9 protein-coding genes and 1 riboswitch are annotated in these 12,083 nt (G+C 34.4%); all 9 genes read left to right on the top strand.

What is annotated here, in order from left to right; genetic code table 11:
- Positions 1–108 precede the first annotated feature (108 nt).
- Positions 109–251, top strand: a riboswitch (cyclic di-AMP (ydaO/yuaA leader).
- A gap of 108 nt (positions 252–359) precedes the next feature.
- The 9 genes from kdpA (at position 360) to M014_RS0110660 (ending at position 11,994) form a co-directional block, all read left to right on the top strand.
- The gene (gene kdpA / locus M014_RS0110700) at positions 360–2,027 is read left to right on the top strand and encodes a potassium-transporting ATPase subunit KdpA (RefSeq protein WP_026591723.1); all 1,668 of its coding nucleotides are present in this window, start codon (positions 360–362) and stop codon (positions 2,025–2,027) included.
- Positions 2,028–2,600: 573 nt separating this feature from the next.
- Positions 2,601–3,956, top strand: coding sequence for a D-serine ammonia-lyase (locus M014_RS0110695; protein ID WP_026591722.1), 1,356 nt, complete (start codon positions 2,601–2,603; stop codon positions 3,954–3,956).
- A gap of 178 nt (positions 3,957–4,134) precedes the next feature.
- Positions 4,135–5,382: a DUF445 domain-containing protein gene (locus M014_RS0110690; RefSeq protein WP_026591721.1), complete on the top strand. Its 1,248-nt coding sequence runs from the start codon at positions 4,135–4,137 to the stop codon at positions 5,380–5,382.
- 181 nt (positions 5,383–5,563) lie between these two features.
- Complete coding sequence (locus tag M014_RS0110685; protein ID WP_026591720.1) at positions 5,564–6,202, top strand: response regulator transcription factor; 639 nt, start codon at positions 5,564–5,566, stop codon at positions 6,200–6,202.
- Positions 6,203–6,206: 4 nt separating this feature from the next.
- Positions 6,207–7,310, top strand: a complete 1,104-nt coding sequence (locus tag M014_RS0110680; RefSeq protein ID WP_026591719.1) for a sensor histidine kinase — start codon at positions 6,207–6,209, stop codon at positions 7,308–7,310.
- A 134-nt stretch (positions 7,311–7,444) separates the two neighbouring features.
- Positions 7,445–8,383: an ABC transporter ATP-binding protein gene (locus M014_RS0110675; protein WP_026591718.1), complete on the top strand. Its 939-nt coding sequence runs from the start codon at positions 7,445–7,447 to the stop codon at positions 8,381–8,383.
- Positions 8,384–8,415: 32 nt separating this feature from the next.
- Positions 8,416–9,525, top strand: coding sequence for an ABC transporter permease (locus M014_RS0110670; RefSeq protein ID WP_026591717.1), 1,110 nt, complete (start codon positions 8,416–8,418; stop codon positions 9,523–9,525).
- A 1-nt stretch (position 9,526) separates the two neighbouring features.
- Positions 9,527–10,672: an ABC transporter permease gene (locus M014_RS0110665; protein ID WP_026591716.1), complete on the top strand. Its 1,146-nt coding sequence runs from the start codon at positions 9,527–9,529 to the stop codon at positions 10,670–10,672.
- A gap of 110 nt (positions 10,673–10,782) precedes the next feature.
- Complete coding sequence (locus M014_RS0110660) at positions 10,783–11,994, top strand: phospholipase D-like domain-containing protein (RefSeq protein WP_026591715.1); 1,212 nt, start codon at positions 10,783–10,785, stop codon at positions 11,992–11,994.
- Positions 11,995–12,083 lie beyond the last annotated feature (89 nt).

Below are 12,083 nucleotides of genomic sequence, written 5' to 3'. Positions count from 1 at the left end.
TTTTATAGATTGTATGAATCGATTTCTTTTTATTTTCTCTCTCTTTACAACCATCATTTAGAGGAGTATATTAACAATCAGAATAGCTCAATGTAGATTTTACAGCCAAATAATAAATCGCTTAATCCACTTCAGGAGCGGGGGAACCAAATTTGTGCATTCGTCACTAGGGGTGAATCCTTTTATAGGTAGGGCTACTCTCAAGGCCCGAACCCGACAGCTAACCTCGTCAGCGTTTTGAGAGGGGGGACTTGTGTGTAAAAAAACACTAGGTGCAACCTGGTGTTTTCTTTTTATTCTCTTGGTGGAAAAATATTACATTTAATTATAGTGTAATGGGAACAGAAAGGGGAAAGAGGATGAACTGGCTTACAAGTCTAATTACAATTGGCCTATTCGTAATTTTTGCAAAACCAATGGGAGACTACGTATACAATGCTTTTCAGCGTAAGGAAGCATTTCAAAAGGTATTTGGTCCACTGGAAAAAATCTTATTTAAAGTTGCTGGGATTAAAGGGCATAGTCAGACTTGGAAACGGTATATGTTTTGTTTAATAGGAACAAATTTTTTCTTTATTTTGGTTGTATATTCAATATTTCGATTACAAGGAATTCTTCCGTTGAACCCTGATCATTTTTTAGGATTAGAACCAACATTAGCATTTCATACAGCGATTACATTTATGACAAATGCGAATTTACAACACTATGGGGGAGAAAGTAGTTTATCCTATTTCTCTCAAATGGTAGGTGTGACATTTATGATGTTTGCAGCACCTGCAACTTCATTGGCAATCGGCATTACGTTTATTCGTGTACTAGCGGGGAAAAGAATAGGAAATTTCTTTGTTGATTTTGTACAAGCTATAACGAGAATATTATTGCCAATTTCATTTGTCACATCGTTAATATTTGTGGTTTTAGGAACACCGCAAACATTGGATCCAACAGTTGTTGTGAAAACGTTTGAAGGAACGACACAAGAGATTCCTCGTGGACCAGTAGCATCTTTACTTTCCATTAAAGAACTTGGTGACAATGGAGGGGGGTTTTTTGGAACAGTTTCTGCTCATCCTTTTGAAAATCCCAATATGATAAGTAATGTGTTACAAATGATGTTACAAATGTTAATCCCAATGGCCTTTCCATTTGTATACGGAAGAATGGTCGGTAATCAAAAGCAAGGTAGAATGTTTTTTATATCGATGTTCATTCTGTTTATTATTGGATTCTGTACGCTTGCTATATTTGAATTGAAGGGGAATGCATTGTTAAATCAATTAGGGATAGAAAGTTCACAAGGAAATATGGAAGGAAAAGAAACTCGTCTTGGCGTCATATCTTCTGCTTTATATGCAACCGTTACAAGCGCCTCTGGAACAGGCGGTGTTAATACAACGCATGATACTTTGACACCGATTGGTGGAATGGTTCCACTTATAAACATGCTTTTAGGTACCGTGTTTGGAGGAATTGGACTTGGGTTTATGAATGTCGTCATGTATGCAATGATTGCTGTGTTTCTAGCCGGATTAATGGTGGGGCGTACACCGGAGTTTCTTAACAAAAAAATAGAAGGAAAAGAAATGAAGTTAATAGCAATCACGATTGTGTCTCAGCCGTTACTTATTCTTGGAGCTGCAGCAATTGCATTTTCTACGAATCTAGGAACAGATGCAATTTCTAATCCAGGTTTTCATGGTTTAACACAAATTATATATGAATACACGTCGTCTGCTGTTAACAACGGATCTGGGTTTGAAGGATTAAGAGATAACACACCTTATTGGAATCTTTCAACGGGAATTGTTATGTATATTGGTAGATATTTAGGTGTAATTACAATGCTTGCCGTCGCGGTGGGACTCAAAAGGAAAAAGGTTGTACCTGAGACCATAGGAACCTTTCAGACGGATGATCGGTTATTTGGCGGGATTTTACTAGGTACTATATTAATAGTAGGTGTTCTAACATTTTTACCAGTACTCGCACTTGGGCCGATTGCTGAATTTCTTGCAATACCATAAAGTGAAATTTTAATTAGTGTGGGGTGTTTCCAAAAGAATACCTTTGCTTTTGTTGAGGTTTTTAGTAGCATCATTCTTGAATAGCGGGATAGCGTAGTAAAAACATAGGTGAATATTTCTCTTGTTAATTTAAAATAAAGGAGAATATATATTAGGGATGTATTCTCCTTGTACTTTTTATTCAACAAACGAACTCGATTGTTGAGTAACTGAAAATAAAACAACTGCATTTTGACTACAAGTGTTTTCCCATTTATGTTGTAAATATGCTGGTATTTTTACACTATCACCAGCTTCTAATGAATACTCCCCTACTTAACTTCGTTTGAAGTAGGGGTACTCTTTCGGTAAAATCTGATAAATATTCTTCTTCATCTAAATACAACTTAATTTTTCTGAACTTCTCAATTTTTTTACCGATGTCTAGCTTCTCTTTTATAGAGTGTTAAATTTAATTTAAATAAAGTAAATTTAAATTAACTGAAAAGGGGTTTCGTGTTAAAATGTATTAAAATAAATTTAATTATAATTTATTTTTCAGCTTGCTACAAGAATGTTGGGAGGATCAGGCAGATGAAGAAGATTGAAAGCAAAGACATACAAACATGGAAAGAGAAAGATCCTTTACTAAACAAGGTTATTTCGATGGAGGAAGTATTTTGGATCAATCCTAATATCGAAAAATTTCAAACAGGAATTAAAAAAACTACACTTACGCAAGAAGATGTAAAGGATGCAGAAGAAAGGTTGAAACGTTTTGCTCCATATATCGCCAAAGTTTTTCCTGAAACAAAAGAAATGAACGGTATCATAGAATCACCTTTAGTGAAAATCCCTTCTATGAAACAAGCTTTAGAGCAGGATTATCAACAATCTATATCAGGGGAATTATTGCTAAAGTGTGATAGCCACCTTCCTATATCAGGATCTATTAAAGCAAGGGGCGGGATTTATGAAATTCTTAAACATGCCGAAGATCTAGCTATTAAACAAAACATATTAACTCAACAAGATGATTATTCCATTTTAGATAGTGATAAATTTCGTAAATTCTTTTCAAATTACTCCATTGCAGTAGGATCAACAGGAAATTTAGGGCTTAGCATTGGTATCATGAGTGCAAAGTTAGGTTTTAATGTGTCTGTTCATATGTCAGCTGATGCAAAACAATGGAAAAAAGACTTGCTTAGAAGCAAAAATGTCAAAGTTATTGAGTATGAAGCTGATTATAGCAAAGCAGTAGAGGAAGGCCGAATTCAAGCAGAGGGGGATCCTACTTGTTATTTTGTGGATGATGAAAATTCCCATGACCTATTTTTAGGATACGCAGTAGCGGCGTCCAGATTGAAAAAACAATTGGAAGAGTTAGAGATAACAGTAGATGAAAATCAACCTTTGTTTGTTTATCTTCCGTGCGGAGTAGGTGGTGGCCCAGGGGGAGTAGCTTTTGGTTTGAAATTATTGTACCAAGATAATGTACACATTTTCTTCGCAGAACCTACTCATTCTCCTTGTATGCTACTCGGTTTAATGACTGGACTTCATGATAAAATCTCTGTACAAGATGTTGGTATTGATAATGTAACGGACGCGGATGGACTTGCTGTAGGAAGACCATCTGGATTTGTTGGTAAAACTATGGAGCCATTTTTAAGTGGTAATTATACGATTAGCGATGAACAGTTGTATAAACTGTTAAAGAAACTAGCCGATACAGTAGGGATTCATTTAGAACCGTCTGCACTAGCAGGGATGATAGGACCAATGAAATTATGTAAAGAAGGAACGGATTATTTACTGAAGCATAATTTAACAGAAAAAATGCATAAGGGTACACATATTATTTGGGGAACAGGTGGAAGCATGGTTCCTAAAGATGAGATGTCAAAATACTATCAAAAAGGATTGAATTTAGAGCAAGAAAAGTAGAAGTCATTTAACACGAGGAGAGTTTCACCTCGTGTTTTTTATTTGAAATTTTTTTGTTATTTTTAGTGTAGTTCATTATAGTATAGATATAGGATTTTGTGCAGTCAGGATGTAACAATAGGAGCTTATTTCGAAATAGTAAGATTTAGCTTACATAACAAGAGGATGTGTATATACAATGTCATTACAATCAAAATATTTAGCGGGTATTTCACTTGGGGTGATGGGAATTGGCTTTGCAGCAACTATTCCATTCCAAGGCTCAATGATAGGTGCAATTGCACAGGGCGGATTTGAAGCGGGGTTAGTAGGGGGACTTGCCGACTGGTTTGCCGTTACAGCCCTGTTTCGCCATCCGATGGGTATTCCAATTCCGCACACAGCTTTATTGCCTAAAAATCGGAAACGAGTAACAAAAGGACTCATCACTACTTTAGAAAATGAGTGGCTGACGAAGGACAGTATTACAAGTAAAGTGAAAGAAATGCAGCTAGCACAAATGGTGTTACAGATTGCAGAAAGAGAGCTGCAATCTGATAGCGTGAAAAAAGGGATTGTTACAATTGCTGAAAAAGCAATTCTTCAAATTGATACTGAAAAGTTAGCTAGTGTCATTGAGAAAGAATTAAAAACATATTTATATACGATTAATACAGGAAATATATTGCAAGTCCTTATTGATCAATTAGTCGTACAAGAATACGATGAAAAGACACTTGATTATATGTTAGTCAAAGCGAAAGAGTGGACGGCTCAAGATGAGGCTCGATATCAGCTTGGAAGCTTAGGAATGAAAGCGATGGAAAATATAAAAGTGGATGGCTTCTTGCAGTTTACACTTAAATCCTTCATGAATATTGTAGATGAAGAAAAAATCGGCAGCATTTTGCAGAAGTTTGTAATTAGCAATATTAGTAGTTTACAGGATCCTGATAATAGTACGAGACAACTTATATTAATGAAAATTCGCCAAGAACTTATTCGTGTTAAGGAAAATGAAGCGGTATTACAGGAGTTAGAGAATTGGAAAGAAAGTTGGATCACAAATTGGGATGCGGCTGACAAGATAAAAGAATTGTTAGGACAAGCGCAGGAAAGAGCAGTCATTTTTATTAAAAAAGAAGAGTTTGCAAATCAATATCTTCTTCCATTTTTAACAAAACAAATGAACAAGGTGAAAGAAGATCCAGTAACAGTTCGAAAAATGGAAAACTGGTTGCAAAAGCAGATTGTAAATCTTGTTGAAAACAATCATTCCAAGATTGGAAAGCTTGTACAAGAAAATCTTGATAAATTAGATGATAAAACATTAATTGAAATGATTGAAAATAATGTTGGGAAAGATTTGCAGTGGATCCGTGTGAATGGTGCTGTTTGTGGTTTTATGATTGGATTGGTTTTGGAAGGAATAAAGGCGGTTTTATAGTTGTATATGTAGTATTGAAAAAGAGAACATCTTCGGTTTATCGTGAAGGTGTTTTTCTTATTTTGTATAATTCTTTTTAAGTAGAGCTATTTCATATATATAATACAATCTGTAAGGAAGTACAGAATGGGAAATGAAAGGATGTGAATGCTAGTAGAGGGGAAGGTATCTACTAACAAACATGAAAATAAAAATATTAATAGCCGATGATAACTCGTTTATTAGAGAGGGCATGAAGATTATTTTAAGTACATACGAAGAGTTTGAAGTGTTAGAAACGGTAAATGATGGGCAAGAAGCTTTATCTTATTGTAAAAAACATGATGTAGATATTGCGCTTTTAGATGTTCGGATGCCAAATATGAATGGCGTGGAGGCGACAAAGTTAATTTGTGAGGAAACAAAAACGAAGCCGCTTATTTTAACGACATTTGATGATGATGAGTATATTTTGGAGGCAGTAAAGAACGGGGCGAAAGGCTATTTGTTAAAAAATAATGATCCAGAGCGCATTCGTGATGCGATAAAGGGAGTATATAACGGGCAAACTGTTATGCAAGACGTAGTACTAGATAAAATTAAGTCTAATTTACTGGAAAATAAAGAAGAGGCTTCAAAAATAGATAAGACTCTTTTCACAGAGAGGGAACTTAGCATTATTGCATTAATTGCAAAAGGGTTCTCTAATAAAGAAATTTCAAAGCGACTCTTCATATCAGAAGGAACAATTGCAAATTATATTACGTCTATTTTAGGGAAAACAGGTCTTGAGCACCGGACACAAATTGCGATTTACTATTTAACAGGGAAAGTAGACTGATTTTATGGAGTTTTGGTTAATTGTAAGTAAATTAATTGTCTTCTTATATATAGTGTTCAGTTATATTCACTCAAATGTTACGAATTTACCATGGGTTATATTTACTTTGCTTGCGTACTTTTGTGTAAACGTGACAATTTCTATTTTTAAAAAAGATGCTTATAAGAAAATATTAATCGGAATATCAATTGGCATTATAATTTTGTTTACATGGAGGATTCATCCGTATTTTATTTTGTTTTTACCCTTGAACTTATACGAAATTGTATCTTATTACATAGAAAAGAAATGGCCGCTCTTTTTCATTATGATCATCCCTATTGTTTTTACAGATGAAAGTGTTCGAATGACATATGGACTCATTACTGCATTTTGTTTTCTTGTTTTAACGATGGCAGATCTTTACATAGCTCGTTTATTAAAGTTTGAGATGCAAAATGATAAGATGCGAAAAGATATGCAACGGCTCACAAAAAGTTTAAATGAAAATAAAGAATACATAAGGCAATCAGAATACACATTTAAGTTAGAAGAACGAAATCGATTATCACAAGAAATTCATGATAAGATTGGTCACTCCATGACAGGAGCTTTAATTCAAACGGAAGCAGCAAAGAGATTAATGGAAATTGATAAAGAAAAAGCTACCGAATTACTTCAAAATGCTATTGATATTTCTAAGGGTGGAATCGAAAGTATTAGGATTACACTAAAGAACATGAAACCGCCAACTGAGCAGATTGGAATTCATCGCATGAAATTATTCATAGATGAATTTGCGAGTAAGCATGAAATAAAAATTCCATTTGTGTATAAAGGGAATTTAGATACGATTTCTCCAATTCAATGGAAGGTCATTGGAGAAAATGTAACGGAAGCATTAACAAATGCAATGAAATATGCAGAGGCAACGGTTATTTCAATAGATATTCATGTACTTAACAAGGTGGTAAAGGTGCAAGTGAAAGACAATGGAAAAGGAGCGCATCTTGTGAAGAAAGGCCTCGGTATTATTGGGATGGAGGAACGAACAGCATCCATAAACGGGAAGATTATTGTAGATGGTACAAGCGGATTTTCGGTAACAATGTTATTGCCGATTCAATAATGGCATGATTGAGATGAAGGATCTCATATGAAAAAAGTGAATATTCTCATGTGAAAAGAATGAACTTCTGCACTGAGCAGGTTCATTCTTTTTGTTTATAATAACAGCAGAGAAACTGAGATAGGGGTGAAATGATGAACGCATTAGAAATAAAAAATTTAACGAAAAAATTTGGTGATTTCATCGCAGTAGATAATATGTCTTTAGCTATTAAAGAAGGAGAGATATTTGGGTTTTTAGGATCAAACGGTGCTGGTAAAAGTACAACAATTAATATGATTGCTGGATTGTTAAGAAGTAATGAAGGTGAGATTAGTATACTAGGAAAAAGTATAGAGAAACATAATCGATTTGCAAAAATGAATATTGGAATTGTACCGCAAGATATAGCAATCTATGAGGAGTTAACCACCTATGAAAATGTGAAATTCTTTGCGGGTTTGTATGGGTTACGAGGGGCAGAATTAAAAGCGAGAGTAGAAGAAGCACTGCAGTTTGTAGGACTAAGTGATAAACATAAAAGTTATCCAAAGAACTTTTCGGGTGGGATGAAACGAAGACTTAACATTGCTTGTGCCATTGCGCATCATCCGAAGTTAATTATTATGGATGAGCCGACAGTTGGAATTGATCCGCAGTCAAGAAACTATATTCTTCAGTCTGTACGGAAATTAAATGAAATGGGTAGCACCATTATTTATACGAGTCACTACATGGAGGAAGTAGAAGAGATTTGTACGAAAATTGCAATTGTGGATCACGGGAAAATTATTGCAGAAGGTACGAAAGAACAATTGAAAGCTATTATTACAGATACAAAAGATGTTTGGGTTGAAGTAAAGTCAGTTGAAAATATAGATGTGAATCAATTAAAAGAAATTAGTGGTGTTAAGGCTATTCAAATAGAAGAAAACGTAATTAAAGTGAATTCGGATACAGGGGTCAACAACTTAAACAAAATCGTTCAGCATTTTATCAATAATGATATAGAAATACGTTCACTTGAAGAGCAAGCACCTAACTTAGAAACAGTATTCTTGACATTGACAGGAAGAAATCTACGGGATAAATAAGAGTTATTAGCAAAAAAAGGGAGGTTCATCGATTGAACATCTTCAATATAGCCATAAAGGAAATCAAAAGTGACTTTCGAGATATAAAAACGTTAGTGTCTATGCTAGCATTCCCGGTTATGCTTATGCTTATTTTGGGTACTGCTTTAACCAATGCATTTAATAATGATAATCTTTCTGTTAAAAATATCCAGATTTTATACAAAGATGAAGTAGGTGGTAAGTTCTCTCAGGCCTTTGAAACATTGATAAAGGAAACAGGAAAATCGGGCATTCACTTTAAAAAAGCAGCAAAGGATGTAGATGGAATAGAAGAAGTGAAACAAAATAAATATGCTGGCTATGTAGAAATGAATCAAAACGGCGTGAAATTATATGAGAGTGATCGGAATAGTATTGACGGAAGTATCGTTGAAGGGATGCTTACTACATTCGTCGATAAGTACAACGTAGCGGTGGAAGTTGCGCAAGTAGACCCAGGGAAAGTTAGTACAGTTATTTCAAGTGGAAATCATGATGATTATATAAAAGAGACATCTTTACAAGCTGCTAAGAAGCCAAGTTCTATGGACTATTATGCAATTGCGATGACGACAATGATTGCCTTGTATGGAGCGATGGGAGCAAGCTACCTGATTCGCGGAGAGCGATTACGAAAAACGGGAGATCGTTTAATTGCTGCACCCGTTAGTAAAGCTGAAATTTTTATTGGAAAGATACTTGGTAGTCTTGTAGCAAATACACTCTGTCTGCTTTTCGTCGTTTTCTTTAGTAAATTTGTTTATGGTGCAAATTGGGGTGACCATCTTGGAGTAGTTTTTCTTATTTTACTAACAGAAGTATTCCTTGCGATTAGCTTCGGATTAGGGATTGGATATATTACGAAAACAGGTGAGGCATCTAAAGCGGTTATTATGATTGTTGTACAATTAGCTTCTATTTTTGGAGGGGCGTATTTCGTAGTTGAAGAAAATATGATTACAAATTTATCACCATTAACATGGGCGAATACAGCGATTATGAAAATTATTTATGCGAATGAAGTAGGAGCGGCACTTCCGGTAATCTTTTTAAACCTTGGAATTTCTGCACTCTTTTTATTGATTGCGATTATCGCATTACGCAGACGGGAGGGGCTATAACATGAAAGATATTTTATGGCTCATACAAAAAACGATATCTGTACTTTTGAAGAATAAAAAAGGGTTATTTCTTATTATTGGATTGCCAATAGTAGGGGCGTTAATGGCATTTTTAATATACGGAAATGCAGGGCAAGGTACACTGCGTATTGGGGTTGTAAATAATGAAAATCATTATATAGCAAATGATACCGTAAAGTTTCTAGAAGGGCTAAATCATGTGAAAGTAAGTAAGATTAAGGAATCAGAAGTAAAAGAAAAGCTTACTTCCAAAAAACTTGATGGAGTGATTACGTTAAATTCAGGTTTTTCGCAAAGTGTTCGAGATGGTAGGCCGAGTCATATTCAAATTTTCTCGATTAAAGGTGCTCAAGTAACAGAGTTTATAAAATCGTATTTGTATAATTATATTGATAATATAACTGCAATTAGTAAAGTAGCACAAAGGGATCAAAGTACGTTTGATAAGATGTATGCGGGTTATCAAAAAAGTTCATTTAAGGTAAAAGCTGAGACACTTCAAGATACTTCAAAAAATAAAGATATGACGAATCAAACAGTTGGTTATCTCATTATGTTTATGTTGGTTTCGGCAGTGGGTTTTTCAGAACGGATTTTGAAAGAAAAAGAGAATAGAACGTATTTCCGATTATTATCAACACCGATAGATGGGAAGAAATATATATTATCTAACATTGCTGTTAATATGGTTATCATGATGGTACAAATCATTGTAACGGTACTGTTTATGACTAATGTATTTCATATTGATACAAATATGCCTTTACTTGTTATGATTGGAGTACTGATGATATTTGGTTTAATTGCAATTGGTTTATCGTTAGCTGTTGTGTCATTTGCTAAGAATTCAGCTTCTGCTAATGCAATGCAGAATATCATTATTACACCAACATGTTTGTTAGCGGGATGCTTCTTTCCATTTGAAATTATGCCGGCATCTGTGCAAAAAATAGCTGATTTTCTTCCTCAGCGCTGGTTATTAGATACAATAGGAGAATTACAGCAAGGGACACCGTTTTCTGATTTGTATTTAAACATTTTAATTTTGTTCGCCTTTGCAATTGCGTTCTTCTTAATTGCCATTTATAAGTTTGGCCGAAATAATGATGCGAGAAATTTTATGTAATAAATGGGGATGTGGCATGATGCCACATCCTTTTTTGTAATTGTTCATAAAATATAATCTCTATTGAAATACTATCTGAAGACAATTATTTTGTGCGGAAGGAAAACAAAATGGTGAAAAAGATATTACGTATTATTTCTATTATCATTAGCATAGTAATTTTTCTAATTGTTTGGATGCATATTGATGTAACACTGGGAAGGAAAATGGAAGCTGATAAAAACCAACGGAAAGACTATGCTCCTCATTATAGTGATTTTCAATTATATGTAGAGGGGAGATCGCTATATCATCAGTTATTTTCCGATATAAAAGAAGCAAAGCATTCTATTTTTACTTATTTTTATATTATTTCGGATGATAAAAGTAGCCATACTTTCTTAAATTTATTAAAAGAAAAAGCTGAAGAAGGAGTACAAGTATACTTATCGGTCGATTGGATTAATGATTTATCGTTCCAAAGAAAGCTGAAGAAGGAATTACAAGCAAGTGGCGTACATTTTACATACAGTAGGAAACCGGAGTTCCCATTCTTTTTTTATTCACTTCATCACCGCAATCATCGCCGTATTACAACGATAGATGGAAAGATAGGGTATACAGGCGGCTTTAACATAGGTAATGAATATTTAGGAGAGGAAAAGCGCTTTGGATATTGGAGAGATTACCATATACGATTACAAGGAGAAGGAGTAACAGATTTAGAGGAACAGTTTGTGTTAGATTGGAAACGAGATACTCCGATAGAAATTAAGCGAACGATTCAGCCGGTTGTTACAGGGAAAACATTACATACTATGTCTAGTTATAATGGACATGGAGTTGTTGCAAAGTACATCGAATTAATAAAGAGGGCCAAACATTCTATTGTAATTGCCACCCCGTATTTTATCCCTCGAGATAAAGAAATCATGAACGCTTTAATCCAGGCGCGAAATCATGGTGTCTCTGTAAAGGTACTATGGTCTTACAAACCGGATGTTCCACTTATAAAAGAAGCGGCATATCCGTATATTCGTAAATCGATAGAGAACGGAATTATTGTATATGGTTATAAAAAGGGGATGTTCCATGGGAAATTAATACTTATTGATAATGAAACGATGGTGATTGGAACAACAAACTTTACTTCACGCAGTTTTCATATAAATGATGAGGTGGATTTCTATATATATGATGGTCCGGTGATTCAACAAATGAATCGTGTGTTAGAGCGGGATTTTCAAGATTCAAAAGAAATGACTTCATCATTTTTTAATCATTTATCATTTTTAGAGAAGTGTAAAGAAAGAATAGCATGGCTGTTTAATTACTATTTATAATAAAGATGAATGTGGGATGTGTGTAAAATAGTTCTATTGTTGGGTGCGGAATTTAAATAGTAAATGAAATAATATTGTATTTCAAAGTT

It is taken from the genome of Bacillus sp. UNC437CL72CviS29, assembly GCF_000482345.1.
Taxonomy (GTDB): domain Bacteria; phylum Bacillota; class Bacilli; order Bacillales; family Bacillaceae_G; genus Bacillus_A; species Bacillus_A arachidis.
This window is presented reverse-complemented; position numbering and strand designations above follow the sequence as displayed.

Bases quoted from the DNA above. Each gene is read 5' to 3' on its own strand.
- M014_RS0110680 (WP_026591719.1), top strand. From the start codon at position 6,207: ATGGAGTTTTGGTTAATTGTAAGTAAATTAATTGTCTTCTTATATATA.
- M014_RS0110660 (WP_026591715.1), top strand. From the start codon at position 10,783: ATGGTGAAAAAGATATTACGTATTATTTCTATTATCATTAGCATAGTA.
- M014_RS0110685 (WP_026591720.1), top strand. From the start codon at position 5,564: ATGAAAATAAAAATATTAATAGCCGATGATAACTCGTTTATTAGAGAG.
- M014_RS0110675 (WP_026591718.1), top strand. From the start codon at position 7,445: ATGAACGCATTAGAAATAAAAAATTTAACGAAAAAATTTGGTGATTTC.
- M014_RS0110690 (WP_026591721.1), top strand. From the start codon at position 4,135: ATGTCATTACAATCAAAATATTTAGCGGGTATTTCACTTGGGGTGATG.
- M014_RS0110695 (WP_026591722.1), top strand. From the start codon at position 2,601: ATGAAGAAGATTGAAAGCAAAGACATACAAACATGGAAAGAGAAAGAT.
- M014_RS0110665 (WP_026591716.1), top strand. From the start codon at position 9,527: ATGAAAGATATTTTATGGCTCATACAAAAAACGATATCTGTACTTTTG.
- kdpA (WP_026591723.1), top strand. From the start codon at position 360: ATGAACTGGCTTACAAGTCTAATTACAATTGGCCTATTCGTAATTTTT.